This window comes from Shimia sp. FJ5 (assembly GCF_032918335.1).
GTDB lineage: Bacteria > Pseudomonadota > Alphaproteobacteria > Rhodobacterales > Rhodobacteraceae > Shimia > Shimia aestuarii_A.
Genome location: NZ_JAWJUV010000001.1, coordinates 148,813 through 173,542, shown reverse-complemented (window position 1 = coordinate 173,542; position 24,730 = coordinate 148,813). Strand labels below are relative to the sequence as shown.

Below are 24,730 nucleotides of genomic sequence, written 5' to 3'. Positions count from 1 at the left end.
CGGTCCCTTTGCCTTTGCGCAGGGATCGCCCCCCGTCAGCGAGTTTCGCCCACGGGGGACATTGGCGTTTGAGCGGTTCGTTCCTATGTTCGGGCCATGTTGGAAACGGTGCAAAGGAGCCGGAAGATAGATGTTTGAGAATCTGAGCGATCGCCTATCCGGTGTCTTCGACCGCCTGACGAAACAGGGCGCGCTGTCCGAAGAAGACGTCAAAACTGCCCTGCGCGAGGTGCGTGTCGCCCTGCTCGAGGCCGACGTCTCCCTCCCCGTCGCCCGCGATTTTGTCAAAGCTGTTCAGAAGAAAGCCACCGGCCAAGCCGTCACCAAGTCGATCACCCCCGGCCAGCAGGTCGTGAAGATTGTCCATGACGAGCTGAAAAACGTGCTCTCGGGCGACACCGAAGACCCCGGTGCGCTCAAGATCGACAGCCCGCCGGCCCCGATCCTCATGGTCGGCCTGCAAGGCTCCGGTAAGACGACGACCACCGGTAAACTCGCCAAGCGCCTTTCGGAAAAGAACGGCAAGCGCGTGCTGATGGCCTCGCTCGACATCTACCGCCCCGCCGCTCAGGAACAACTCAAGGTTCTTGGCCAACAGATCGGCGTTGACACCCTGCCGATCGTGCCCGGCGAAACCGCCGTGCAGATCGCCAAGCGCGCCAAGCAACAGGCGACGCTCGGCGGCTACGACGTCTACATGCTCGACACCGCCGGTCGCCTTCAGATCGACGAGACTCTGATGAAAGAGGTCGAGGACGTGCGCGACGCGGTGAACCCGCGCGAAACGCTGCTCGTCGTCGATGGTCTCACGGGTCAGGTCGCGGTCGAGGTCGCCGAGGAATTCGACGGCAAGATCGGCATCTCCGGCGTCGTCCTGACCCGGATGGATGGCGACGGGCGCGGCGGTGCCGCGCTTTCCATGCGCGCCGTGACCGGCAAGCCGATCAAATTCGTCGGCCTTGGCGAAAAGATGGACGCGCTCGAAACGTTTGAGCCGGACCGCATCGCGGGCCGCATCCTTGGTATGGGCGATATCGTTGCCCTCGTCGAGAAAGCGCAGGAAACGCTTGAGGCGGAACAGGCCGAGCGCATGATGAAACGGTTCCAGAAGGGCCGCTTCAACATGAACGACCTCAAGATGCAGCTTGAGCAGATGGAGAAAATGGGCGGCATGGAAGGCGTCATGGGCATGATGCCGGGCATGGGCAAGATGGCCAAGCAGATGGAAGGCGCGGGCATCGACGACAAGATGATCAAGCGCCAGATCGCGCTGGTGAACTCCATGACCAAGATGGAACGCGCCAACCCGCAAATCCTTCAGGCCAGCCGCAAGAAACGTATCGCCGCCGGTGCCGGGCTTGAGGTCGCGGAACTCAACAAACTTCTCAAGATGCAGCGCCAGATGGGCGACATGATGAAGAAGATGGGCAAGATGGGCAAAGGCGGCATGCTGAAACAGGCCATGAAAGGCATGTTCGGCAAGGGCGGCCCGAGCCCCGAGGAAATGGCCGCAGGCATGGACCCGAAACAGCTCGAGGCCGCGGCCAAGGCGATGGGCGGCAAAGGCGGCCTCCCCGGCGGCATGCCCGGTTTGGGCGGCGGTGCGGGCCTACCCCCCGGCCTCTCCGGCTTTGGCAAGAAGAAGTAAGACCGGTGCAGGCTCCCACGATCCATACCCCGCGCCTGACTCTGCGCCCGCTCACTGCCGAGGACTTCCCGGCAGTGCGCGATTTCTATGCGTCCGAGCGGTCCCATTTCGTGGGCGGCCCCAAGGACGCCGTGCAGGCTTGGCGCCATTTCGCGATGGAAATCGGCCACTGGGCGCTCAAGGGCTTTGGTCGCTGGGGCGTCGAAGTGACGGAAACCGGCGAGTTTGCCGGGATCATCGGCCTCTTTGCCCCCGAGGGCTATCCCGAGCCGGAACTCGGCTGGGACCTGATGGAAGGCTTTGACGGCAAGGGCTACGCGACCGAAGCGGCCGAGGCGGCACGCCACTGGGCCTATACCGTGGGCGGCTTCACCACGATCATGAGCCTCATTGACCCCGAGAACACCGCCTCGCGCAAACTCGCCGAACGTCTCGGCGCGGTGAAGGATGGCGAGTTCGAGCATAGCATCGTCGGCCATACCGAAATCTGGCGTCACCCCTCCCCCGAAGCCCTCAAGGCGGAGGGCGCGGCATGACCTCGACCACCTTCACCATCCCCACGCTCGAGACCGAACGCCTGATCCTGCGCGCCCATCGCGAAGAGGACATCGCAGCGGAAAAAGCCTTTATGGCAAGCGACGAGTCGCGTTTTGTCGGCGGCCCCGTGCCGCCGCACCGCGCGTGGCGTACCATCGCCGCGATCATCGGCCATTGGGCGTTGCGCGGCTATGGGCTCTGGGCGCTCGAACATAAGGCGAGCGGCACCTATGTCGGCCGCGTCGGCCTTTGGTTCCCCGACGGCTGGGACGAACGCGAAGTCGGCTGGACCCTGATGCCCGCCGCATGGGGCAAGGGCCTTGCCACCGAGGCCGCGCTCGCCTCGCGCGCCTATGCCTATGACATTCTCGGCTGGGACACGGCGATTTCGCAGATCGACCCGGCGAATGACGCCTCCAAGGCCGTCGCCCGCCGCCTCGGCGCGACATACGAGAAAACCTATGACGATCCCGAATATGGCGCGGTCGAAGTCTGGCGCCATCCGGCCCCGGAAACCCTCGTCAATGGCGGCATGGAGGCCTACGCGTAATGGCTACCCGCAACATCCCCGTCATCGAAACCAAACGCCTTGTCCTGCGTGGCCCCGAGCCCGAGGACTACCCGAACTTCAAGGCGACCTTCGCCTCCTATCGGTCGCGTTTCATGGGCGGTCCGCTCAATCCTTATGAGACATGGATGCTCTACGCCGCCGAGATCGGCCACTGGAACATTCGCGGCTACGGCATGTGGATGATCCACGACAAGGACACAGACGAGACCCTCGGCATGGCCGGTGGCTGGATGCCCGCCCAATGGCCCGAACGCGAGATCGCCTGGATCATCTGGCCCGAGAAGGCCGGCAAGGGCTACGCGCTCGAGGCGACAAATGCCGCGCGCCGCTATTTCTACAAGGAACTGGGCTGGGATGGGGCGGTCTCCTATCTCGACCCCAAGAACCTCGATTCCATCCGCCTCGCCGAACGCCTCGGTGCTGTGAAAGACAAAGAGGCCGCCTCGGTCGATGGCCACGACGTCGTCTATCGCCACCCGAGCGCCGACCAGCTTGCCCATAGCCAGATCGGCCATGCCATTGAGATGGAAATCAACCACTACGCCGCCGACCCCAAATATCAGCCGAAAGGATACGCCCTTGACTGATCCCGTGACCGATGACGTGATCCGCGCCGCGCAAGTGCTGGCCGACCACCGCGAGAGCATCGACCGGCTCGACGCGATCCTCGTCTATACGCTGGGCGAGCGGTTCAAGCACACGCAGGCCGTGGGCCGCCTCAAGGCCGAACATGCCCTGCCCCCCTCCGATCCCGATCGCGAGGCCAAGCAAATCGCCCGTCTCGAGGATCTCGCCAAACGCGCCGACCTCGACCCGGAATTCGCCAAGAAATTCCTGAACTTCATCATCGATGAGGTCATCAGGCACCACAAGAAGCACCAAGAATAAACTGAAATGTCAGGTGGTTAGAACCACCGCACAAAGCCAATCTTAAGGAGAAACACCATGGCTATGAAAATTCGTCTCGCCCGCGGCGGCTCGAAAAAACGTCCCTTCTACCGCATCGTCGCAGCCGACTCGCGCATGCCGCGCGATGGCCGCTTCATCGAGAAGCTCGGCACCTACAACCCGCTCCTGCCGAAAGACTCGGAAGAGCGCGTGAAAATGGACCTCGAGCGCGTTCAGTACTGGATGGACCAAGGCGCCCAGCCCTCCGACCGCGTGTCGCGCTTCCTCGAAGCCGCCGGCGTTGTCGCCAAGAAAGAGCGCAACAACCCCGAGAAAGCCAAGCCCGGCAAGAAAGCTCAGGACCGCGCGGAAGAAAAAGCTGCCAAGGCCGCTGAAGCTGCCGAAGCTGCGGAAGCACCGGCAGAAGAAGCCGCTGCAGAAGAATAAGACCTCCGCTCCCATCGGAGCATCGGTTGATGGGGCGTGCCTTTGGCGCGCCCCTTTTTCTTGCGGGGCATGGTCTGCGTCGCGACGTTTCTTGGCGAACGCGGCGAAAGAGGTTTAGACCGCGCCCGAAACATGCTCCTCTGCCCGCGCAAAGGAACAGGACACCCTCTTGGAACGCAAGCCGGACAACGCCCCCCTCGCCATCGCGATCAGCGTCGCGGCGATTGTCCTGTTCGATCTGATGGGCCTCATCATCAAACACCTCTCTCCACGCTACGGCGCCGCAGAGCTTTCCGCCTACCGCAACCTCTTTGGCATCCTGCCAAGCCTCATCGCGCTTTGGATCAGCGCCTCATGGCATAGGGCGGGGCGTCGGCTGCGCATTCGGCAATGGCGCCTTGCACTCCTGCGCGGGGCTGCCGTGACTTTTGCACAGTTCATGTTCTACCTCTCGCTTGGCATCATGGCCTTCGCCACCGCGACGACGATCTCCTATTCCACAGCGCTTTTCACCACTGCGCTGGCCGTGCCGTTGCTTGGCGAACGGGTCGGCATGATCCGCTGGGGCGCGGTGGCCATCGGCTTTGTCGGCGTGGTGATGATCATCCAACCCGGCACCGAGGGTTTCTCTTGGCAGATGCTCCTGCCCTTCGGCGCCGCCGCGCTCTACGCCTTCAATAGCGTGACCGCCCGCCGCATCGACGCAGACGTGCCCACCCCTCTCTTCAACCTCTATTCGGCCGCGATCGCCGCGGTCGGTTCGCTTTGCCTTGCCCTCGCGCTTGGCGGTTTCACCTCGATTGCCTCCTTGCAAGACCTCGGCTGGATCATCCTCATGGGCTTATTCGGCGGCTCTGCCGTGCTTTGCCTCGTGATCGCCTTCCGCCTCACCGAACCAAGCAACCTCGCCCCGTTTAGCTATTTCGGCATTCCCATCGCCTTTAGCCTCGGATGGTTGTTCTTCGACGAGGCTCCGATTGACGATCTCTTGCCCGGTGCCGTGTTGATCGTGGCGGGGGGCTTGATGATCGTCTACCGCGAACGCCGCCTCGGACGGCGATAACCTCGCACTGAAACGAGTGCTTTTTCCGGCTCCCGCCTTGCCTCTCGTCTCCGGATGGAGGACAAGAGAGAAAGGAATTCAACCCACGGGATGACGGATGACGGAATTGGTCTGTGTCGGAGCCATTGCGGGCGCCTATGGCGTGCGCGGCGAAGTGCGTCTCAAGAGCTTTACGGCCGACGCAGAGGCCATTGCCGACTATGCCCCCCTCCTGACAGAGGACGGCAGCGAGAGCTTTACGGTGACCATCACCCGCGCGATTAAGAACGGCCTCGCCGCACGCCTTTCCGGTGTCACCACCAAGGAAGCCGCCGATGCCCTGCGCGGAACGCAGCTTTTCGTGCCTCGCGATCGCTTTCCCGAACCCGAAGACGACGAATATTACCACGCCGATCTCGTTGGGCTCGAGGTGCGCGATACCGGTGGAACAGTGCTTGGCCGGATCAAATCCGTTCAGAACCACGGCGCGACAGACCTGCTCGAGGTGGCTGGCCCCGATCTCAAGGCATCGGTGCTGCTGCCCTTTACCCTCGAGGCGGTGCCAACGGTCGATCTCGCCGGGGGGCGCGTGATCGTCGACCCGCCCGAAGGTCTTTTCTAACATGGGCCGGCTCCTCATACATGCCGGCTTTCACAAGACCGGCACGACAAGCGTCCAGCGCCTCTTGGCCAAGAACAAACGCGTTCTCGCCCCCCTGACGCATGTCTTTCTGCGCAAGCATCTGGATGCCGCCTGCGACGCCGCCCGCGCCTATTCCGCAAGCCGCAAAGCCTCTGACCTCCTCGCCTTCAGCGCCGCCATCGCAGAGTTTCTCGAACAGCGGAACCTCGAGGATTCCCGCGACATCATCATCAGCACCGAAGATCTCAGCGGCCTGATGCCCGGTCGCCGCGACCTTCGGAGCTATGACGCGGCGCCAATCCTGATGAAGGCCCTGACCATGATGATCGACCGCACCGTGGGCGATCACTTTGACGAGGTGATCTTCTACTTCTCCCTACGCAAACCCGCGCCGTGGCTGCGCTCCTGCCATACACAACACCTGCGCGCGATCCGCATGACGCTCGACGAGGCGGACTATGCCCGCGAATACGCCGACTCCGCCAACCTGCCCCGCATTGTCGACAAGGTCCGCATCGCCGCCGCGCCTCATCGCGTCGAAAGCGCCTGGCTCGAGGACTGCGCCGACGCGCCCCTCGGCCCGCTGACCCCCATTGCCGATCTCCTAGGCTGGCCCGAGGCCACGCGCGACGCCCTCAGCATGCTGCCCCCCGCCAATGTCTCGCTCCCGCCAGAGCTGCGCGCGGAATTCCTCGAGATCAACCGCGCGACCGAGGATCACGACGAAATGCGCAAGGCAAAAGAAGCCGCGCGCCGCCGCCATGGCAAGGCCCGCCCAGAGACAGCCAAACGCTGAACCGGTCTGGACGGCAGCGCCCAGATAGGCGAAACAGTTTCGCCAAACCCCGATCCGACACAGGTTTCCCCATGTCCGACAAACCCCGCTCTCATGGCCGAAAGTCCATTTCCGTCTCGCTCAAGCCGCGCGAGCTGGTGACTCATAACCCCCGCCTCGCCGGGGTCTGGACCGCCCGCATCATCACGCTCTTCCCCGACGCCTTTCCCGGTGTCCTCGGCGAGAGCCTGACCGGCAAGGCGCTCAAGGACGGCAAATGGCAGATCGAGACCACCGACCTGCGCCAGTTCGGCGAGGGCAAGCACCGCAACGTGGATGACACCCCCGCGGGCGGCGGTGCGGGCATGGTCCTGCGCCCCGATGTCCTTGGCAACGCCATAGAGCACACGCTGCGCGGCACGCGTGGGAACCTGCCCCTCGTCTATCTCTCCCCGCGTGGCCGCCGCTTCGATCAGAAGATGGCCCGCGCGTGGTCTGAATGCGATGGCGTGACGATGCTCTGTGGCCGTTTCGAAGGCGTCGATCAACGCGTCCTCGATCACTACAACATTCAGGAAGTCAGCCTCGGCGACTTCGTCCTCACCGGCGGCGAAATCGCCGCGCAGGCCATGATCGACGCCACCGTGCGCCTCCTGCCGTCGGTCCTCGGCAACGCCGACAGCATCGAAGACGAAAGCCACTCCAACGGCCTCCTCGAACACCCGCAATACACCCGCCCCGCCGACTGGATGGGCCGCCCCATCCCCGAGGTACTGATGTCCGGCCATCACGGCAAAATCGCGGAATGGCGCCAAGCGATGAGCGAAGAACTGACAAAACAACGCCGCCCCGACATGTGGGAAGCGTATCAAGCGCGCAAAGCCAAGACCGACTGACAAGACTTGGCAATAGGCTGTCGCGCCCTTACCCTCGCCCCTTTGCAAGCCACCGCGAGCAATCATGTCCCCGCACAATGAGAGTTCCATGCGCCTTTTTGCCTTCATCCTGTCCGCCCTTGCCCTCTCTCTGACCTCAGCGGCCCATGCCGACCCGATCGAAATCCCCGGCCCCGCTGGCCCTCTCGGCGGCGAATACCTCGCCGTGGACGGCGCCCGCCACCTCGTCATCACCATCCCCGGCTCCGGCCCGATTGACCGCGACGGAAATGGCCCTGCCATCATGCTGCACTCCGACAGCTACCGCCTCATCGCCGAAGGTCTCGCAGAGCACGGCATCGCCTCGATCCGCATCGACAAGCGCGGCTTCTTCCGCAGCGAGGCCGCCGTCGCAGACCCCAATGACGTCACCATCGCAGGCTATGGCACGGATATGCGCGGCTGGATCGCCCGTGCCCATGAAGAGGCTGACTGCGTCTGGCTCGCGGGGCATTCCGAAGGTGGCCTCGTTGCCCTCGAAGCCGCGAGCCATCACCCGGACGGCCTCTGTGGCCTCATCCTCATGGCCGCGCCCGGTCGTCCCATCGGCGGCCTCCTCATCGAACAGCTCGCCGCCAACCCGATGAATGCGCCCCTCATGGCGGACCTGCGCGCCATCGTGGCCGACCTCGAAGCGGGCAAGACCCGCCCACTGGAAGACATTCCCCCCGCCCTGCACATGATGTTCCAGCCGGGGGTGCAACGTTTCATGATCGACCTGTTCTCCTACGCCCCCGCCGAACTGGCCCGCGCCTGGCCCGGTCCGGCGCTGATCCTTCAGGGGGATCGCGACCTTCAGGTCAAACCCCTCGACGCCGCCCTCCTTGCCGAAGCCCTGCCAAACGCCACGCGCCACGATCTGGCCGGGGCAACGCATATGCTCAAATCCGACAAGCCCGGCGCGCCTTTCGCGACCTATTCCGATCCGACCCTGCCGCTGCATCCCGATCTGATCCCGACACTTGCCGAATTCCTGTCGGCCCACGCCCCCTGACCCCTTGCCACGCGCGCGCCTTTCCCTTAAAAGCCGCCCATTCCCGACCGGCAAATGCCGACTCGGGTGTTTTTGATGTGCCTGCATGAGGCCGCAACGGGTTTTCTTCTGCCCTGCGCACCGCCTGCACCCCGGCACAAAGGAAACAGGACCAAGGAAAGACGATCTTACCTCCGGCGGGCGCATCCTCGCGGACCCGAGCGAAGACCAGGAGCTATGAGACCGCGCAAATCTTCGTGGGTTAACCACGGGCAAAATAGGAGATGATCAGATGGACCTGATCGCACAGCTCGAGGCGGAACAAGTTGCCGCCCTGGGGAAAGACATCCCCGATTTCAAAGCCGGTGACACCGTGCGTGTCGGCTACAAAGTGACCGAAGGCTCGCGCACCCGTGTGCAGAACTACGAAGGTGTCTGCATCAGCCGCAAGAACGGCGACGGCATTGCCGGTTCCTTCACCGTCCGCAAGATTTCCTTCGGCGAAGGCGTGGAACGTGTGTTCCCGCTGCACTCGACCAACATCGACGCGATCACCGTGATCCGCCGTGGCCGCGTGCGTCGCTCGAAACTCTACTACCTGCGCTCGCGCCGCGGCAAATCGGCCCGTATCGCGGAAGACACCAACTACAAGCCCAAGCAAGCCTGAGGAGTGGTATCATGAAAAAAGACACCCATCCCGACTACCACTTCATCGACGTCAAGATGACCGACGGCACCGTCATTCAGATGCGCTCCACCTGGGGCAAAGAAGGCGACTCGATGCAGCTCGACATCGACCCGACCGTGCACCCGGCATGGACCGGCGGCACTTCGCGCCTGCTCGACGCTGGCGGCCGCGTGTCGAAGTTCAAAAAGAAATACGAAGGCCTCGGCTTCTAATAAGCCCCTTCTGGTTTCAAAAAGACGCCGCTCCAACCGGGGCGGCGTTTTTCTTTGGCTCAGACAAAACGCCGATCCGGCGCAAACCCCGCAATCGGCAGGTTCGGCTGACGCCCCTCGGCAAGGTCCGCCACGATCCGCCCGGTGATCCCGCCAAGCGTCAGCCCAAGATGCTGATGTCCAAAGGCATGAATGATCCGTTCCGACTGCGGCGATTGCCCGATCACTGGCATACTGTCGGGCATCGTGGGACGAAACCCGAGCCATCGGCTCTCCGGTTCCGGCAGCGGGCCAAGCATCCGCTCGCCCATCTTGGCAAGGTAGCGGAGCCTGCCCTGGTTCTCCGGCGCATCCAGCGCGGCGATCTCCACCGTGCCGACAATCCGAAGCCCCTGCGCCATGGGCACCGCATAGAAACCGCCCTCGGCCCACCCGACGGGCCGCGTGACCCGATGCGCCTCTTCCGGGAAAAGCAGGTGATAGCCCCGCTCCGTCCCAAGCGGCAATCTCTCAGCCCCCGAGCCGCGCACGGACTTCGAATGCGCCCCCGCCGCAATGACAACCCGCGCCGCATTCACCCTGTCGTCACCCACGCAGACCTCGACACCCTCCGCATGTGCGCGTGTCTCGTCCACGCCGGCCTGCCGCCACTGCCCGCCAAGGGCAATGAACCGGCGATACATCCGCGTGATAAGTTCCTGCGGATCGCGCACCGAGCGCGCAGCCTTGAAATGCACCGCCGAATGCACCGGCAGCTTCAACCCCGGCTCCATCGTAAGCGCCTCTTGCGGACCAAGCGTCTCGAACGGAATGCCCTGCGCCTTGCGAAAGGCGAGCGCCCCGGCATCCGCCTCCGCCCCGGCCTTCGTGGACCAGACCGTCATTTGCCCCCGCTCCACAATCAGGTCTTCCGCCCCGGCGTCTTCGATCAGCGGGTTAATCCCGGCATCGGCATGCGCCATGATCCCGGCCAACTGCCGCGCGATATGCGCTGACCGCGCCGACCGGCAATTCGCAAGAAAGGACAGCATCCAAAGCGGATGCCGCAACGCATGTGCGAAATTGAGAGACAGCGGGCTTTCACTGCCAAAAACCAACTTGGGCAGATCGCGAAACACAGACGGTGTATTGACCGGAAGGACCGCATAGGTCGCCAATGTGCAGGCATTGCCGAAACTCGTCCCTGACCCCGGCGCATTCGGATCACACAGGAGCACCTGCAAGCCTCGCTTCTGCGCCCAAAGCGCCGAAGATACGCCCACGATGCCCGCACCGACAACCACAAGGTCAAAGTCATGCATGTTCCGGCTTCCCGTCCCTAAACGTCCGAAGGCGAGTTAGGGCAGTGCAAATCCCCCCTGTCAAGATATGGACCGCGCCGCTGTTCTCATCCACGCAAAAGGGTTTTCGATAGCCCTCCCCCCGGCGCGAGACCCCGCACCGTCGCGCCCCCAGATCCCCTCTTGCACTGCGCGCGCGCATCGCAATAGTGACCCTCTGACCCTTTTCGCGCGCGTCTCCCCCGCGACACCGACCGCAAGGATGCCTTCACATGCAAGACCCAAGAACCCCCGTCACCTTGTTGACCGGCTTCCTCGGCGCCGGGAAAACGACGCTTCTCAACGCAATCCTTGCCGATTCCTCTGCCGGGCGCATCGCCGTGATCGTCAACGAATTTGGCGAGGCCGGGCTTGACCATGACCTGATCGAAAGCACCAGCGAAGAAGTCATCCTGATGCAATCGGGCTGCCTCTGCTGCACGGTGCGCGGCGATCTGGCCCGCACGATCATTAGCCTCTACGCCCGCCGCGAGCGAGGCGAGTTGGAGTTCGAGCGCGTAGTGATCGAAACCACCGGCCTCGCCGATCCCGCGCCGATCCTGCAAACCCTGACGACCGATCCTTACCTTGCCCAGACGACGCGCCTCGACGGCGTGGTAACGGTCGCCGATTGCGCCAACGGTCCAGCCACGCTCGACGCCCAGTTCGAGGCCGTCTCACAGGCCGCGATGGCCGACCTCATCGTCATGAGCAAACCCGACCTCGTGTCCCCGGAAAATCTCATCATGTTCGAAGAGCGCCTGCGTGGCATCAACCCCGGCGCGCGCCTGCTGCACGCCGTGCGCGGCGCGGGTCTCGAAGGCCGCCTCTGGGGGCTTAGCGGTCTGCGCCAAGGCGTTGCGCCGAAAGAGGCGCTCGACTGGATGAAACTCCCCAAGCCCGCCGCCGATCCGCTGGCCAACCTCTCCGGCCTTGCCCCCGTCGCCCCGGCGGCAAAACCGATCTCATCGCATGACACCCGCATCAAAAGCGCCTCGATCACTTTTGATCACCCGCTGACGGATACCGCATTCGACAACTGGCTCAATATCCTCGTCGCCCGACACGGCGCCAATCTTCTGCGCGTCAAAGGCATCGTCTTTCTTGAAGGGATCGACTTCCCCTTCGTCTTCCACGGGGTGCAGCACATCTTTGAACCGCCCTTGCCGCTCAAGGATTGGCCCGCCGGAGACACCACCTCGCGCGTCGTCATCATCGCCCGCGACCTAAGCGAACGCACCTTGAAAGAAAGCCTCGAAGAGCTGCGCGCCAACGAGGCACCGGAAAAGGAAGACCCATTCCCCGGCTGGAAAGACGTCGAAGTTACGAACTGGCCGTAAGGGGCCGCGCAAAGCCCCCCCTGTCGCGGTATCTCTGCCCCCACAGCGTATATTGGACCTGAGGGCCGGCGAAGGACGGGTTGGGGCACATTTTGACCTTGGTCCAACACGCGGATACAAGGGCCAATAAAAACGCGTTCGACTGGCTGCATGAGGCTTGCCTGTCGAGAGGAGTGCGAATGGAGAACAATCCGACCACCGGACAATGCCTCTGTGGCGCAGTAAAATTTCGCATAGCGGGAGAGTTCGAGAGCTTTTTCCTGTGTCACTGCACCCGCTGCCGTAAGGACAGCGGTTCAGCCCATTCGGCTAATCTGTTTTCGTCCACCGCCAAAATCACTTGGGTCTTAGGCGAAGAACAGATCAAGACGTTCCAGTTATCCGGTTCACTCCATGTGAAGAGCTTTTGCTCCCAGTGCGGGTCCGCGCTGCCAGTTTCCCAGCCGGAGATTGGATTGCTTGTGGTGCCGGCGGGGGCACTTGACAGCCAATTCGACATGCGACCGAACGCGCATATCTGTTGTTCCAGTCGCGCGAACTGGGACAACGACCTTGCCTCCATTGAAAAGATCGAAGGGCTTCCCGGCTGAACGGTCGAGCCGATGATGCAACTCAGACAATAGGCAGATGACAAATGCGGGAATGTCCACTTCGCCCGCATAGCCGACCTCCCCCTTGTGCCCCCTGCCATTTCTGAGTCAGATACATCCATGGGTGTTGTCGAGGAAATCATGCTGCGCCAGTCGGTGCGGTTTGGGCTGCTTCTTGCGGGAGGCGGGGCGGCGCTGATTTATGCGCTGTGGTTTTGTTATCGCGGGGCCTCGGGGCTCAAGACGCTGGTAAAGGCGATCCCGATGCTCGCGTTCGCGGTGGCGGTCTGGGTGTCGTTTGGCCATCCGCTCATCACCCTCGCGCTTCTCGCTTCGGCGCTGGGCGATATTGCCTTGTCGCGATCGGGGGAGCGGGCGTTTCTTGTCGGCCTCATCAGTTTCGCAGTGGCGCATCTGTTCTATATCCTGCGCTTTTGGGGGCTTGTGGGGCTCGAGGGCGTGATCGCATTGCCTTGGGCGGCGGGGCTCGTCATCATTTTCGCGCTCTCAACCGAGCGCTGGCTCATCCCGCATACGGGCGATTTGAAGGTGCCGGTGCGGATCTATGTAGGACTGATCTCGCTCATGGGGCTGACGGCGCTTGGCCTGACGGCGGTGCCGGTCGCGGTGATTGGGGCGTTTGCCTTCATGGCCTCGGATACGATCCTCGCGATCCAGTTGTTCCGCATGACAGAAGCATCCCGCCTGCAAATCCCGGCCTCGATCCTTCTTTGGTTGCTCTATGCGGGCGGGCAATTGGCGATCGTGATTGGCGTCGGCTGGACAGAGCCGCTCTTCCATCTTTGATAAACTGGCATTAGGTGAGAAGGGGTAACACCCGGAGGCCCACGCATGGCGTTTTTCTCGAAACTGAAAGACCGTTTGTTCAAGTCGTCGTCCAAACTCGATGAGGGGTTGGATGCGATTGTCGAGGAAGGCGGCGAAGAAAGCGTCGAGGAGATCGCGGGCGTCCCGGCCGAAGAGGCATTGACGCCACCGATCGCCGATCCTGAACCGCTTGCCGCGGCAGAGCCTGACGCGCCCCAAGAGGATGCAGGCGCGCCGAAGGCCGGCATCCTTGCGCGGCTCACGGGGCGCGCGACGGGTGCGGGCGAGGTCAAGCGGGTGCTTGATGACGAGATGCTTGAGCAGCTCGAAGAACTGCTCATCGCCTCGGACATGGGGGTTGATACGGCACTGCGGGTCACGGCGAATATCGCCGAGGGCCGGTTCGGCAAGCGTCTTTCGGCGCGCCAGATCAAAGAGCTTCTTGCCGAAGAAATCGCGCGGATCATGGAACCGGTGGCCAAGCCCTTGCCGATCTATCCAACCACGCCGCAGGTTGTTTTGGTCGTGGGCGTCAACGGGTCGGGGAAGACGACGACCATTGGCAAGCTGGCGAGCCAGTTCAAGAACGCTGGGAAATCGGTTGTCATCGCGGCGGGCGATACGTTCCGCGCGGCGGCGGTCGAACAGCTTCAGGTCTGGGGCGAGCGGGCCGGGGTGCCGGTTCTGACAGCGCCGGAAGGGTCAGACCCGGCAAGCCTTGCCTTTGACGCCATGACCAAGGCGCAGGCCGAGGGCGCAGACCTTCTCATGATCGACACGGCGGGGCGCTTGCAGAACCGCGCGGATCTCATGGAGGAGTTGGCCAAGATCGTTCGGGTGATCCGCAAGAAAGACGAGAACGCACCGCACAATACGCTCCTCGTGCTTGATGCGACGACGGGACAGAACGCCATCAATCAGGTCGAGACCTTCCAGAAGCTTGCCGATGTGTCGGGCCTTGTCATGACCAAGCTCGACGGGACGGCGAAGGGCGGCATCCTCGTGTCGCTCGCCGACAAATTCGGCCTGCCGATCCACGCGATTGGCGTCGGTGAACAGATTGACGACCTTGCACCGTTTGACCCGGAAGAATTTGCTGCCGCGCTGACCGGATTGTCAGACTGATGGCGGCGGCACGGGCATGAGCGACTGGCTCATCTCCCTTGAAGGCACCGAAGCGGGGCATCAGCTCGCGCTTGCGCTGGCGATCCTTGCGGCCTTCCTGCACGCGGTGTTCGGCGCACTTCAAAAAGGGCGGCATGATCCGTGGCTGTCGCGCGGGGCGATAGATGGGGCCTATGGTCTCATGGCGATGCCTTTTGCGCTTTTCGTGGTGCCTTGGCCCGAACCGCATATGTGGATCATCTTTGCCGGCGCGTTCGTCATTCATACGGCCTACAAGTTCCTACAGGCCTATGCCTACACCAAAGGCGCCTACACGGTGGTCTACCCGGTGGTGCGTGGTACGGGGCCGCTTTTCGCGGTCATCGGGGCGTGGCTTGTCTTTGGAGAGCAGTTCACGCTCTGGCAATGGGGCGGTGTGGCGGTCTTGTTGATGGGGATTTTCGGGCTGGCGCTCTATAACCTCGTCTTCCTGACCACTGCGCGCGACACGCTGCCGACGGCGCTTGGTGTTGCCGTGGTGACGGGGCTGTTCGTGGCGCTCTATACGACCTACGACGCCTATGGCATCCGCGCGACAGAGAACCCGTTTACCTTTCTCGCGTGGTTTTTCTTTCTTGATGGTCTTGTATTCCCGCCCATCGCGGCGCTTCGGTGGTGGAACATGGTCGAGCGCCCCGCTTTGCCACCGCTTCTGTTGCGCGGCTTTTCCGGCGGGATTGTCGCCTTCTTTAGCTTTGGTGCGATCATGATGGCGACACGGCTCGACAAGGTGGGCGAAGCGGCGGTCCTGCGCGAGACCTCAACGGTTTTCGCGGCACTGATCGGGTGGCTCGTGCTGCGCGAGACGGTGGGACCACGGCGGATTGCTCTCATGACCTTGATCGCGGCGGGCGCGGTGCTGGTTGAATTGGGCGGGTGAATACGCCAGATAAAGCGAAACCAGACAGGACAGACAACAGATGAGCGACACCAAAAAGATCAACCCGCTTCTTAAGATGGGGCTCGAGCTTGGTCCGATCGTGGCGTTCTTCGTCGCCTACCTGCGGCTGCGCGACAAGACGTTCCTCATTGGCGGAACGGAATACGAGGGGTTTATCCTCGTCACCGCCGGGTTCATCCCCCTGATGATCCTAAGCACGACGATCCTGTGGAAGCTGACAGGGCACCTCTCAAAGATGCAGATCGCGACGCTTGTTCTCGTGGTGATCTTCGGTGGGCTGTCTGTGTGGCTCAACGATGATCGGTTCTTCAAGATGAAGCCGACGATGATCTACCTGCTGTTCGGTGGCGCGCTCGGCATCGGGCTTCTACGAGGGCAAAGCTACCTGCGCTACGTGATGGAAGAGATGGTGCCGTTGACGCATGAGGGATGGATGATCCTGACCAAGCGCCTGACGGCGTTCTTCCTTGGGCTGGCGGTGTTGAACGAGATCATCTGGCGCACGCAGAGCACGGATACGTGGGTCTATTTCAAGACCTTTGGCCTCACGGCGGCTGTGTTCGTGTTCTTCATGACGCAAGGCGGCTTGCTTCAGCGCCACGCGGCCGACGAGGGCGAAGGCGAGGCCTAAGGCGCCTTAACCAGAAGTTTTCCGACCTTGATGCATGGCAGGCGGCAGGAACGCGATCCGGCGCACCGGGCGCACCTGTGGCTGGGGCGTGGCAAGACGATCCTGCAGGTGCTGGAGCGGCAGGCGCGCGGGCGTGCGGATAAGCGCGTTGTAAAACGGGAACACGCCAGGGCGCAGGTACGTCGACCAGTGACAATGCCGATGACGCCGCGGCGCGATGACATGGCCCATATCGGCCAATGTCTCGAGCGTCCTTGGATCGTCGAGCCGCACCGTCAGAGCATTGCGCGCGCGCAACCCGCGACCAAGGGCGCGGTCCCCGCTCTGCTCGGAGGGCAGGACTTTCTCAAAAAGGAAATCATAGGGCGCGTTCTCACGGCTGACGATGTTGAGAAGCTCTGCGCCCTGCCCGCCCGACGCGGCAAGCGCGGCTTCGGCGTGGCTCTGGTAGGTGGCGCCATTGAGCAGGATCACCCGGCCCAGAACTCCGCGCGCAACGCGTTGCATCGCCGACAGGACAAGGTGCGCTCCAAGAGAGTGCGCAATGAGGTTCACGGGACGATCTGGCGCAATCTCTGACAGCATCGCCACAAGCTCTGCAAGAGCGCGGGCGGCGGTCTCGGCCTCCTGCCGCGCGGCCCGCAACCCGCTGCGCGCAGACCACCCGAACGCAATCGCAAGCCCCTCATCAGACGCGTTGCGCCCAAACCCAAGCTGGCGCGGCCAGCTCAGAGCCTTGGGGCAGTCATGGCTCTCGCCAGTCGAGAAGATATGCGTATGGGGGCAGTGGCGCGGATCGCCGGGCAAGAACTTGAACCCGTGCACCATGATGACAATCGGGCCGGGCGCGGCGAGGGCGCGAAAGAGGACCGGAGCGACCGGGTGCGGCGCCCCGTGCAACACGGGCCTTTGACCGTCGGCGTTGATCCGTATGAGCGGCACGGTGTGGCCTCCCCCTACATGTTGTGTGGTGTATCGAGGATTTTTGAAACGGGGCCGTGAAATCCGTGTTAAAGCTCCGTGACGGTCTTGACCCGCAACGGGAGCGGCTCTATGGCATCGTTTAGTGGCGATTTGTTACCGGATTGCGGGCCACTTAAAAGATTCCGCTAAAGAGGTCAGGACGACAGTAAACCCCTGTTCGCTTGGCCGATCGGGGGTTTTTTGTTGGGCCGTGGCCCGGGAAAGGATACGCGAATGAGCGATTGGAAAGCACGCACGAAGCTCGTGCATGGCGGGACACGACGGAGCCAGTATAACGAGGTGAGCGAGGCGATTTTCCTCACCCAAGGCTTTGTATACGACACAGCGGAACAGGCCGAGGAACGGTTTATCAAGTCGGGCGAAGATGAGTTCATCTATGCCCGCTACGGCAACCCGACCGTGGCCATGTTCGAAGAGCGGATCGCGGGTCTTGAAGGGGCCGAAGATGCCTTTGCCACGGCGTCCGGGATGGCAGCGGTCAATGGCGCGCTGATGTCGATGCTCAAGGCGGGCGACCACGTGGTCGCGGCGCGGGCGCTGTTTGGGTCGTGCCTTTACATCCTCGAGGATATCCTGCGCCGCTATGGTGTCGAGGTAACGCTGGTCGATGGCACCGACCTCGACCAATGGCGCGCGGCGGTGCGCGAAGACACGGTGGCGGTCTTTTTTGAATCCATGTCCAACCCGACGCTCGAAGTCATCGACTTGGTCGCCGTGGCCGAAATCGCTCATGCGGTCGGCGCGACAGTCGTGGTCGACAATGTGTTTTCGACCCCGGTCTTCTCGGATGCCATCGCGCAAGGGGCGGATGTGGTCATTTACTCTGCGACCAAACATATCGACGGCCAGGGCCGCGCGCTTGGCGGGGTGATCCTTGGCACGCGTGACTTCATTCGTGGCACGGTCGAACCCTACATGAAACATACCGGCGGCAGCATGTCGCCCTTCAACGCTTGGATCATGCTCAAAGGGCTTGAGACGATCGACCTCCGGGTGCGGGCTCAGGCGGCGAGCGCAGAGGCCATCGCCAAGGCGTTCGACGGCCATGAAAAGCTCGCCCGGATGATCTATCCGGGCCTCAAGAGCCATGCACAGAACACGCTTGTCCAGAGCCAGCTTGGCGGCAAGGGCGGCACGGTCGTGTCTCTCGACCTCAAGGGCGGACAGGCAGCGGCGTTCCGGTTCCTCAACGCGCTTGAGGTGGCAGTGATCTCCAACAACCTTGGTGATGCGAAATCCATTGCGACCCACCCGGCGACGACGACGCATCAACGCCTTCCCGAGGACCAGAAGGTCTCGCTTGGCATCACGCCCGGCCTGATCCGGTTCTCGGTCGGGCTTGAGGACGCGGAGGATCTCATTGCCGATATCTCCCGCGCGTTGGAAAGCGCCTGAGCCAATCTGCGCCGGGAATGATCCACAGGGTCGTTTCCGGCGTAAACCTTTCGGAATTGGCAATTCTGCCGGGGACGCCCTAAGTTAAGACTGTCCCAAGGCGCGAAAGGGCAAAGCAATGAATGTTCAGATGCACGACAAGACCGACGATCAGGCACGCAAGGAAGCTGTAGAGGCGTTGGCGCTTCTGCGGGACTGGGCCGCGCGCGCGACGGCGACCGAAATCGCCGAGCTTGATCCGGCGATTGCCCGTCTTCTGCCGGATCAGCCGTTGCCGAACTATCCCGACCTGAGCCGCGATTACCCGGAGGATTTTGAGGTCGATGCCGCCTATCGCGCCTCGCTCCCCGATCTTCAGAACGGCCCGTCGAGCCTCATCAAGGGCGAGAAACAGCATATTGAACATGTGGGGATATCGAATTTCCGCCTGCCGATCCGGTTCCACACCCGTGACAACGGCGATATCACCCTCGAAACCAGCGTCACCGGCTCGGTGAGCCTTGAGGCCGAAAAGAAGGGCATCAACATGTCCCGGATCATGCGGTCATTCTACAAACACGCGGAAAAAACCTTTAGCTTCGAGGTCATGGAGGCGGCGCTGAGCGATTACGTGACCGATCTCGAGAGCATTGATGCACGCATCCAAATGCGGTTTTCCTACCCGATGAAGGTGCCGTCGCTGCGCTCCGGGCTTGCGGGCTATCAATATTACGATATCGCGCTCGAGAAGGTGCAGCGCGCAGGCGTGCTCTACAAGATCATGCACCTCGACTTCGTCTATTCCTCGACCTGTCCCTGTTCGCTCGAGCTAAGCGAACATGCGCGGCAGATGCGCGGGCAACTCGCAACACCGCATTCGCAGCGCTCGGTGGCGCGGATTTCCGTTGAGGTCAAAGGCGACGAATGTCTCTGGTTCGAAGACCTGATCGACATTGCGCGCGCCGCGGTGCCGACCGAGACGCAGGTCATGGTCAAACGCGAGGACGAACAGGCCTTTGCCGAGTTGAACGCGGCAAACCCGATCTTCGTCGAAGACGCGGCGCGGCTCTTCTGTGAGCAGTTGAAGGCCGATCCGCGTGTCGGCGATTTCCGCGTGGTGGCGAGCCATCAGGAAAGCCTGCACAGCCATGACGCCGTTTCCGTGCTGACCGAAGGCCCGCTCTTTGACGCGATTAGCCTTGATCCCCGCCTGTTCCAGACCCTGTTCCACGTCGGGTAACTTGCAACTTGCAGAGCCAGAGCGCACGCGCCCACTGGTAGTAAGAGAGGTCGGCCCGCTCGTCGCTTGAACGGACCGACTTTGCTTATGATGCTCAGGACACCATGGCTCTAACGCTCGGCACGACGCGCAGTAGCGTTCTATCAAGCACGAGCACCGTCAGGATCGCCAGCCCCGCCATCGGGAAGAGCACCCCCAGCCCAATCACCAGAGCCGCCGCCGTTTTCCAGATCGCCAGCCCTTTGGGTTTCGGCGGAGCCGCAAGGCGCGCGGTGCCATCCGGCCGACGTTTCCACCACATGACCAGACCCGAGATCGAGACCATCACAACCGAAAGGCAGAACAGCGTGTTCAACACGAGGTTCCAGATACCCATGTCCCCCTCATGTAGGGCAATGCCCCAGGCCATCGCCTTGGCATAGGGCGAATAGTCGGCATAGCGCACATCGGCGAGCACATGCCCGGTATACTGGTCAATATGAAGCGTCCGATCCGCGGACGGGTTCGGGCCGTCATTCGACATGCTGTCATGGCTGATCGTCCAGACCCCGGTGGCTTCCACAGGGAGGCTGACCTGAAAACGCCCCACGAACCCAAGGCCGCGGGCAAACTCCGCAATGCGATCAATGTTGACCGGCTGCGAAATGGCCGCGTCCCCGGCCAGAGACCCCGAGAGCGGAAGCGGCGTCTGCTCCAGTGTCCAAGGCACCTCTTCTGCGCCATTGTGGTTCATGTCGGCATGGGTCGCGTCCGATAGCGGCGCACCCCATTTCTCGGCCGGGAAGGTGTTCCAGGCCTGCACCATGCGTTCGCCCCAGATCCCGGCCCAGCTTAGCCCGGACAAAAGGAACATCACGAGGATCAGCGAAATCCACATGCCAAGCGCGCCGTGCAAGGACTTCCAGAAGGACCGCCCCTTGGCCGACAGGCGCGGCAAGAGCGCCGCACGCCAACCACCGCCCCTTGGCCAATGCAGATAGAGCCCGGTGAGGACAAGAACCATAGCCAGGCTCGCCGCGATCTCGATCATGCGATCTCCGAAAGCGCCGAGCATCAGGGTGCCGTGGATTTCGTTCATCGTGTCATACCAGCCGCCACGCCATGCAAAGCGATGAAGCACCTCGCCGGTATAGGGGTTGAGCGCGATGCCGGTGCGGCCGGTTTCGGAATCGATCGCAAAGGTGGCGACGCGATCCGCAGAGAGCGGTTCTACGTATTGCACCGCAACCCCGCCGGGCACCGCGCCTTCCGCAGCAGCCTGAAGCGTGCTGACCGCAAGAGGGGCGTCTTGTGGCGCAATGCTCATGCGCTCTGCGCCGATCCCCGCGCCCCATGCAATCCACAACATGGTCAGGCCGGTAACGGCGAGCATGAGCAAAAACGGGATTACATAGAGCCCGGCATAGAAGTGCCAGCGCCAAGCGATGAAGTAATAGGTGTTCGCAGCCGTTTTGGCCGCCGGAGCTTTCGCCCCGTGGATGACATCCGTCATGATGACCTCGTTGTGTCTCTGAAGTTTCTAAAAGGGGAACGTCAGAGAACGGCAGGAGGCCCAGTTGCCGGGGGCAGCCCGGTTGCATGGCTCGCCACGAGATGCGCCGGCGGGATGGGCAAGGCAAGGCCTGTCGCGTCGACCTGTTGCGCCAGAAGCTCGGCGCTTGAGAACAAGGTCACGAGCGGCGTCGCGCTGGCCCAGTCGCAGCGATCCGATCCTCTGTCGGGCCCTTCTTCGATGGGGGCGCCGGTCTCGCGATCAATCGTGACCTCAAGCGGCCCCTCGCCGGTACAGATCACCAGAACGAACCCATCGGCGGTTCGCACAGGCATAACCGTGTTGGAAAACAACGACAGGAGGAAGAACGGCAAAAGCAAAAATGCGATTGCCGTCTTTCGTATCCATTCTGTCCCGTCGCGCGTCATTGGGTGTGACCTATCGGTCTTTCCCCATCGCCGTCAATCCACAGACAGAACCCGATCCGGCCTCGAAGGAAACGTTTTGCGAATGAGGTTGTGGGTGCAGCCGCCGCAAAAGCCGACGTCGTCCGCAAACAGAAGCACGATCCCCTGCACAGAGCACCCATTAACCATGTCTCCCCGCCAAGCCCCGCACCACCGCGATACCGACGCAATACCGACGTGATACCGACGTTGGTTTTTGGCCCTTTGGGGCGTTAACCCTTGCGGACTACTGCCCCAAAGCCTGCCCAAGATCTGCAATCAAATCGCCGGCATCTTCGATCCCGATACTGATCCTCAATAGGTTCTCCGGAATGCCCGTATGAGGTTCGATCGTGTGGCGATGCTCGACAAGGCTTTCGACCCCGCCAAGCGACGTTGCGCGGTGAAACAGGTTGAGCCGCCCTGCCACTTTCAACGCCTCTTCCCGCCCCCCTTTGACAAGGAAGGACATCAGGAACCCATAGCCGCCCTGCATCTGTTTCGCGGCGACCTCATGGCCTGCAAACCCTTGTAAACCTGGATAAAACACGTCCTCGACCTTTGGGTGATCGGCGAGGAACTCGGCGACTTTCATCGCGTTTTCGCACATCCGCTCAACCCGGAGCGGCAGTGTCCGCATCCCCCGCAAAAGAAGCCACGCCTCAAACGCGCCAAGCACCGCACCCGCGCCCGCCCGGTCCGTCGCGATCTCGTCCCAGACCGCGCCGCCCTCTTTGGTGACAAGCACCCCGGCCAACACATCCGAATGCCCGTTGATCGCCTTGGTGGCCGAGTGCATCACCATATCCGCCCCAAGTTTCAATGGGTTCGAGAGGATCGGCGTCGCCGCCGTGCTATCCACAACCAACACCGCCCCCGCCCCATGCGCCGCCTCTGCCGCGGCTGTGATATCGGTGGTCTTGAGCCACGGGTTCGACGGCGTTTCGATCCAGACAAGATCGGCCTTTCCCTTGTCACAGACCGCCCGAAGCGCCTCTGCATCGGAGGCATCCACCTCATCCATAACCACCTGACGGCGCTCACAGAATTCACGCATCCACTTGGTCGCGCCCCAATAGATGCCGGACTGCACCACGACCCGTCCACCGGTCGGGACAGTGCGGAACAACGCGGCAATCGCCGCCATGCCCGACGGGAACAATAGCGCCTCTGCGCCCCCCTCCATCTGAGCCAATACCGCCTCTGCCTGCCGCACCACGTCGTTATGGTCGCGTGCATAGGTATTGGCCGCGTTGAGCGGCGCATAATCCCGGTCCCGCGCATAGGTCGTCGCCGGCTGGATCGGCGGCACCACCCCCCCGCTCTGAAGGTCAATCGCTCCCCCGGCCTGCGCCGCCAGCGTGGCGGGCTGCATGTCTTTCATGTCCATGACGCGCTCCTTGTCTGTCGCCCCCAAGACACGCCAGAACCGCCCGACTTGCAAGCCCCCCGTCCCCACCTCTAGAACGAAGGGACAGCAATCCGGAAACCCCATGCCGCGCACCATCCTATTCAACAAGCCTTTCGACGTGTTGTCACAGTTCACAGACAAGGGCACCGAAGGCAGCCCCCGCCGCACCCTGTCGGATTTCATCGACGTGCCAGGGGTTTACGCCGCAGGCCGCCTCGACCGCGATAGCGAGGGATTGTTGATCCTGACCGATGATGGCCGCCTGCAACAGCGCATCGCCAACCCCAAGAACAAATGGCCCAAGACCTATTGGGTGCAGGTCGAAGGCACCCCCTCCGACGCCGCGCTCGCGGACTTGCGCAAGGGGGTCACGCTCAAGGATGGCAAGACCCGCCCCGCCGAGGTCGCGCGGATGGACGAACCGGCCAATCTCTGGCCGCGCAATCCCCCGATCCGGGTGCGCAAATCAGTGCCCGATAGCTGGCTCTGCCTAACCATCCGCGAGGGGCGCAACCGTCAGGTCCGCCGCATGACCGCCGCCGTCGGCCACCCGACCCTTCGCCTGATCCGCTATGGCGTGGGCGACTGGACCATCGACGGGCTGCTCTCTGGGCAATGGAATGATGCCCCGATGCACCGCACACCGCCCAGACGATGACATATCCACAAAAATCTGACGCTCCGCACATCCATCGCGCTTCCCCTCAAAGCCGCCACAACATATAGTGGCCCCATAACGCGCCTCGGGTCGAACCCGTGGCCAAACCCGGATTTTCGAAGGGCAGACGGGACAGATCGCATGGCACATATCATCGTTGTAGGGAACGAAAAGGGCGGCGCGGGCAAATCCACCGTATCGATGCACATCGCCACCGCTCTGGCCCGCATGGGGCACAAGGTCGGCGCGCTTGATCTTGACCTGCGCCAGAAGACCTTTGGCCGATACGCCGAGAACCGACAAAAGTTCCTGAGCGAGGCACAACTTTCCCTGCCAAGCGCCGATTACCACGACCTCCCCGAAGTCGACCCGGCAAGCCTCAAGCCGGGCGAGAATATCTACGATCATCGCCTGTCGCTCGCCGTGGCCACGCTCGAACCCGACTGCGACTTTATCCTGATCGACTGCCCCGGCTCACATACTCGTCTGTCTCAGGTGGCCCATTCGCTTGCCGATACGTTGGTGACACCGCTGAACGACAGTTTCGTGGATTTCGACCTGCTCGCCCGCACCGATCCGATGGCCGATAAAATTCTCGGCCCTTCGGTCTATTCCGAAATGGTCTGGAACGCGCGTCAGCTACGGGCACAGGCGGGTCTCAAACCCATCGACTGGATCGTGCTGCGCAACCGCATGGGGGCTCAGCAGATGGTCAACAAGGAAAAGATGGGCAAGGCGCTCGACAACCTTGCCAAACGGATCGGCTTTCGGGTTGGCCCGGGCTTCAACGAGCGCGTGATCTTTCGCGAGCTGTTCCCGCGCGGCCTGACGTTGCTGGACCTCAAGGATATCGGGGTGAAACAGCTCAACATTTCCAACGTCGCCGCGCGGCAGGAACTGCGCGACCTCGTGAAGGCGCTCGAATTGCCGGGGGTCGAGGTCGATTTCTGAGCGGCCCCGTTTTCTTCAATAGAAAACGGACCGAAATCTTTC

28 protein-coding genes and 1 riboswitch are annotated in these 24,730 nt (G+C 62.4%); of the genes, 23 read left to right on the top strand and 5 right to left on the bottom strand.

The annotated features are described in order from the left end of the window. Window positions 1-130 precede the first annotated feature (130 nt). From ffh to rpmE, 13 genes are all read left to right on the top strand, one after another. A complete protein-coding gene (gene ffh, locus R1W01_RS00955; protein ID WP_243611373.1) occupies window positions 131-1,648 on the top strand; it encodes a signal recognition particle protein in 1,518 nt (505 codons plus the stop codon). A 5-nt stretch (window positions 1,649-1,653) separates the two neighbouring features. After that, the gene (locus tag R1W01_RS00950) at window positions 1,654-2,184 is read left to right on the top strand and encodes a GNAT family N-acetyltransferase (RefSeq protein WP_297756478.1); all 531 of its coding nucleotides are present in this window, start codon (window positions 1,654-1,656) and stop codon (window positions 2,182-2,184) included. Then, entirely contained in the window at window positions 2,181-2,735 is a 555-nt protein-coding gene (locus R1W01_RS00945; protein WP_243611375.1) for a GNAT family N-acetyltransferase, read from the top strand. Before R1W01_RS00950 ends, R1W01_RS00945 begins: the two co-directional genes overlap by 4 nt. Continuing rightward, entirely contained in the window at window positions 2,735-3,343 is a 609-nt protein-coding gene (locus tag R1W01_RS00940; protein ID WP_243611376.1) for a GNAT family N-acetyltransferase, read from the top strand. The genes R1W01_RS00945 and R1W01_RS00940 overlap by 1 nt, the downstream gene beginning before the upstream one ends. Window positions 3,344-3,347: 4 nt before the next feature. Continuing rightward, on the top strand, window positions 3,348-3,644 hold the full coding sequence (locus R1W01_RS00935; protein ID WP_411028147.1) for a chorismate mutase: 297 nt from the start codon (window positions 3,348-3,350) through the stop codon (window positions 3,642-3,644). A gap of 57 nt (window positions 3,645-3,701) precedes the next feature. Further along, window positions 3,702-4,091, top strand: coding sequence for a 30S ribosomal protein S16 (gene rpsP / locus R1W01_RS00930; RefSeq protein WP_243611378.1), 390 nt, complete (start codon window positions 3,702-3,704; stop codon window positions 4,089-4,091). A gap of 169 nt (window positions 4,092-4,260) precedes the next feature. Next, on the top strand, window positions 4,261-5,154 hold the full coding sequence (locus R1W01_RS00925; protein WP_243611379.1) for a DMT family transporter: 894 nt from the start codon (window positions 4,261-4,263) through the stop codon (window positions 5,152-5,154). 97 nt (window positions 5,155-5,251) lie between these two features. Continuing rightward, the gene (gene rimM, locus R1W01_RS00920) at window positions 5,252-5,755 is read left to right on the top strand and encodes a ribosome maturation factor RimM (RefSeq protein WP_243611380.1); all 504 of its coding nucleotides are present in this window, start codon (window positions 5,252-5,254) and stop codon (window positions 5,753-5,755) included. 1 nt (window position 5,756) lies between these two features. After that, complete coding sequence (locus R1W01_RS00915) at window positions 5,757-6,572, top strand: hypothetical protein (RefSeq protein ID WP_297756479.1); 816 nt, start codon at window positions 5,757-5,759, stop codon at window positions 6,570-6,572. 71 nt (window positions 6,573-6,643) lie between these two features. After that, on the top strand, window positions 6,644-7,447 hold the full coding sequence (trmD, locus tag R1W01_RS00910) for a tRNA (guanosine(37)-N1)-methyltransferase TrmD (RefSeq protein WP_297756480.1): 804 nt from the start codon (window positions 6,644-6,646) through the stop codon (window positions 7,445-7,447). Between the two features lie 88 nt (window positions 7,448-7,535). Beyond that, entirely contained in the window at window positions 7,536-8,480 is a 945-nt protein-coding gene (locus tag R1W01_RS00905; protein ID WP_317275011.1) for an alpha/beta hydrolase, read from the top strand. Between the two features lie 271 nt (window positions 8,481-8,751). Continuing rightward, entirely contained in the window at window positions 8,752-9,126 is a 375-nt protein-coding gene (gene rplS / locus R1W01_RS00900; RefSeq protein ID WP_297756482.1) for a 50S ribosomal protein L19, read from the top strand. Between the two features lie 11 nt (window positions 9,127-9,137). Next, window positions 9,138-9,359 (top strand): 50S ribosomal protein L31, encoded by a 222-nt coding sequence (gene rpmE, locus R1W01_RS00895; protein WP_243611385.1) that lies wholly within the window; start codon window positions 9,138-9,140, stop codon window positions 9,357-9,359. 59 nt (window positions 9,360-9,418) lie between these two features. Here the strand turns inward: rpmE and R1W01_RS00890 are convergent, their stop codons facing one another. Then, complete coding sequence (locus R1W01_RS00890) at window positions 9,419-10,660, bottom strand: NAD(P)/FAD-dependent oxidoreductase (RefSeq protein ID WP_297756483.1); 1,242 nt, start codon at window positions 10,658-10,660, stop codon at window positions 9,419-9,421. Between the two features lie 251 nt (window positions 10,661-10,911). Here R1W01_RS00890 and R1W01_RS00885 point away from each other — a divergent pair, with 251 nt between their 5' ends. The 6 genes from R1W01_RS00885 to R1W01_RS00860 all read left to right on the top strand — a co-directional run bounded on the left by R1W01_RS00885 (window position 10,912) and on the right by R1W01_RS00860 (window position 16,132). Beyond that, on the top strand, window positions 10,912-12,018 hold the full coding sequence (locus R1W01_RS00885) for a CobW family GTP-binding protein (protein WP_297756484.1): 1,107 nt from the start codon (window positions 10,912-10,914) through the stop codon (window positions 12,016-12,018). Window positions 12,019-12,197: 179 nt separating this feature from the next. Beyond that, window positions 12,198-12,608 carry a GFA family protein gene (locus R1W01_RS00880; protein WP_297756485.1) on the top strand — a complete coding sequence of 137 codons (411 nt, stop codon included), beginning with the start codon at window positions 12,198-12,200 and terminating at the stop codon, window positions 12,606-12,608. Between the two features lie 120 nt (window positions 12,609-12,728). Then, window positions 12,729-13,415 carry a lysoplasmalogenase gene (locus tag R1W01_RS00875; protein WP_297756486.1) on the top strand — a complete coding sequence of 229 codons (687 nt, stop codon included), beginning with the start codon at window positions 12,729-12,731 and terminating at the stop codon, window positions 13,413-13,415. 45 nt (window positions 13,416-13,460) lie between these two features. Next, window positions 13,461-14,561 carry a signal recognition particle-docking protein FtsY gene (gene ftsY, locus R1W01_RS00870; protein ID WP_297756487.1) on the top strand — a complete coding sequence of 367 codons (1,101 nt, stop codon included), beginning with the start codon at window positions 13,461-13,463 and terminating at the stop codon, window positions 14,559-14,561. 16 nt (window positions 14,562-14,577) lie between these two features. After that, on the top strand, window positions 14,578-15,480 hold the full coding sequence (locus R1W01_RS00865; RefSeq protein ID WP_243611391.1) for a DMT family transporter: 903 nt from the start codon (window positions 14,578-14,580) through the stop codon (window positions 15,478-15,480). Window positions 15,481-15,520: 40 nt separating this feature from the next. Next, complete coding sequence (locus R1W01_RS00860) at window positions 15,521-16,132, top strand: inner membrane-spanning protein YciB (protein WP_243611392.1); 612 nt, start codon at window positions 15,521-15,523, stop codon at window positions 16,130-16,132. A 6-nt stretch (window positions 16,133-16,138) separates the two neighbouring features. Here the strand turns inward: R1W01_RS00860 and R1W01_RS00855 are convergent, their stop codons facing one another. Beyond that, window positions 16,139-17,074 carry an alpha/beta hydrolase gene (locus tag R1W01_RS00855; RefSeq protein ID WP_297756488.1) on the bottom strand — a complete coding sequence of 312 codons (936 nt, stop codon included), beginning with the start codon at window positions 17,072-17,074 and terminating at the stop codon, window positions 16,139-16,141. A 114-nt stretch (window positions 17,075-17,188) separates the two neighbouring features. Beyond that, window positions 17,189-17,266, top strand: a riboswitch (SAM riboswitch). Window positions 17,267-17,329: 63 nt separating this feature from the next. On the opposite strand from R1W01_RS00855, the gene metZ reads away from it, so the two are divergent. Together metZ and folE2 are read left to right on the top strand one after the other, a co-directional pair. Beyond that, complete coding sequence (gene metZ / locus R1W01_RS00850) at window positions 17,330-18,511, top strand: O-succinylhomoserine sulfhydrylase (protein ID WP_297756489.1); 1,182 nt, start codon at window positions 17,330-17,332, stop codon at window positions 18,509-18,511. 118 nt (window positions 18,512-18,629) lie between these two features. Further along, entirely contained in the window at window positions 18,630-19,730 is a 1,101-nt protein-coding gene (gene folE2, locus R1W01_RS00845; protein WP_243611395.1) for a GTP cyclohydrolase FolE2, read from the top strand. 94 nt (window positions 19,731-19,824) lie between these two features. On the opposite strand, the gene R1W01_RS00840 is transcribed toward folE2, so the two are convergent. From R1W01_RS00840 to R1W01_RS00830, 3 genes are all read right to left on the bottom strand, one after another. Further along, window positions 19,825-21,222: a PepSY-associated TM helix domain-containing protein gene (locus R1W01_RS00840; RefSeq protein WP_297756490.1), complete on the bottom strand. Its 1,398-nt coding sequence runs from the start codon at window positions 21,220-21,222 to the stop codon at window positions 19,825-19,827. Window positions 21,223-21,263: 41 nt separating this feature from the next. After that, a complete protein-coding gene (locus R1W01_RS00835) occupies window positions 21,264-21,557 on the bottom strand; it encodes a hypothetical protein (protein WP_297756491.1) in 294 nt (97 codons plus the stop codon). Window positions 21,558-21,915: 358 nt separating this feature from the next. Then, on the bottom strand, window positions 21,916-23,058 hold the full coding sequence (locus R1W01_RS00830; protein ID WP_297756492.1) for a trans-sulfuration enzyme family protein: 1,143 nt from the start codon (window positions 23,056-23,058) through the stop codon (window positions 21,916-21,918). 103 nt (window positions 23,059-23,161) lie between these two features. Between R1W01_RS00830 and R1W01_RS00825 the strand changes: the two genes are divergently transcribed. Further along, complete coding sequence (locus tag R1W01_RS00825; protein WP_297756493.1) at window positions 23,162-23,737, top strand: pseudouridine synthase; 576 nt, start codon at window positions 23,162-23,164, stop codon at window positions 23,735-23,737. Window positions 23,738-23,878: 141 nt separating this feature from the next. Then, window positions 23,879-24,688: a division plane positioning ATPase MipZ gene (locus R1W01_RS00820; protein WP_297756494.1), complete on the top strand. Its 810-nt coding sequence runs from the start codon at window positions 23,879-23,881 to the stop codon at window positions 24,686-24,688. Window positions 24,689-24,730: the final 42 nt, after the last annotated feature.

Coding starts and splice junctions, on each gene's coding strand:
- R1W01_RS00820 (WP_297756494.1), top strand. CDS start 23,879: ATGGCACATATCATCGTTGTAGGGAACGAAAAGGGCGGCGCGGGCAAA.
- R1W01_RS00825 (WP_297756493.1), top strand. CDS start 23,162: ATGCCGCGCACCATCCTATTCAACAAGCCTTTCGACGTGTTGTCACAG.
- rpsP (WP_243611378.1), top strand. CDS start 3,702: ATGGCTATGAAAATTCGTCTCGCCCGCGGCGGCTCGAAAAAACGTCCC.
- R1W01_RS00945 (WP_243611375.1), top strand. CDS start 2,181: ATGACCTCGACCACCTTCACCATCCCCACGCTCGAGACCGAACGCCTG.
- R1W01_RS00835 (WP_297756491.1), bottom strand. CDS start 21,557: ATGCCTGTGCGAACCGCCGATGGGTTCGTTCTGGTGATCTGTACCGGC.
- R1W01_RS00875 (WP_297756486.1), top strand. CDS start 12,729: ATGGGTGTTGTCGAGGAAATCATGCTGCGCCAGTCGGTGCGGTTTGGG.
- R1W01_RS00830 (WP_297756492.1), bottom strand. CDS start 23,058: ATGGACATGAAAGACATGCAGCCCGCCACGCTGGCGGCGCAGGCCGGG.
- metZ (WP_297756489.1), top strand. CDS start 17,330: ATGAGCGATTGGAAAGCACGCACGAAGCTCGTGCATGGCGGGACACGA.
- trmD (WP_297756480.1), top strand. CDS start 6,644: ATGTCCGACAAACCCCGCTCTCATGGCCGAAAGTCCATTTCCGTCTCG.
- R1W01_RS00885 (WP_297756484.1), top strand. CDS start 10,912: ATGCAAGACCCAAGAACCCCCGTCACCTTGTTGACCGGCTTCCTCGGC.
- R1W01_RS00905 (WP_317275011.1), top strand. CDS start 7,536: ATGCGCCTTTTTGCCTTCATCCTGTCCGCCCTTGCCCTCTCTCTGACC.
- ftsY (WP_297756487.1), top strand. CDS start 13,461: ATGGCGTTTTTCTCGAAACTGAAAGACCGTTTGTTCAAGTCGTCGTCC.
- folE2 (WP_243611395.1), top strand. CDS start 18,630: ATGAATGTTCAGATGCACGACAAGACCGACGATCAGGCACGCAAGGAA.
- rpmE (WP_243611385.1), top strand. CDS start 9,138: ATGAAAAAAGACACCCATCCCGACTACCACTTCATCGACGTCAAGATG.
- ffh (WP_243611373.1), top strand. CDS start 131: ATGTTTGAGAATCTGAGCGATCGCCTATCCGGTGTCTTCGACCGCCTG.
- R1W01_RS00840 (WP_297756490.1), bottom strand. CDS start 21,222: ATGACGGATGTCATCCACGGGGCGAAAGCTCCGGCGGCCAAAACGGCT.
- R1W01_RS00940 (WP_243611376.1), top strand. CDS start 2,735: ATGGCTACCCGCAACATCCCCGTCATCGAAACCAAACGCCTTGTCCTG.
- rimM (WP_243611380.1), top strand. CDS start 5,252: ATGACGGAATTGGTCTGTGTCGGAGCCATTGCGGGCGCCTATGGCGTG.
- R1W01_RS00890 (WP_297756483.1), bottom strand. CDS start 10,660: ATGCATGACTTTGACCTTGTGGTTGTCGGTGCGGGCATCGTGGGCGTA.
- R1W01_RS00865 (WP_243611391.1), top strand. CDS start 14,578: ATGAGCGACTGGCTCATCTCCCTTGAAGGCACCGAAGCGGGGCATCAG.
- R1W01_RS00915 (WP_297756479.1), top strand. CDS start 5,757: ATGGGCCGGCTCCTCATACATGCCGGCTTTCACAAGACCGGCACGACA.
- R1W01_RS00880 (WP_297756485.1), top strand. CDS start 12,198: ATGGAGAACAATCCGACCACCGGACAATGCCTCTGTGGCGCAGTAAAA.
- rplS (WP_297756482.1), top strand. CDS start 8,752: ATGGACCTGATCGCACAGCTCGAGGCGGAACAAGTTGCCGCCCTGGGG.
- R1W01_RS00860 (WP_243611392.1), top strand. CDS start 15,521: ATGAGCGACACCAAAAAGATCAACCCGCTTCTTAAGATGGGGCTCGAG.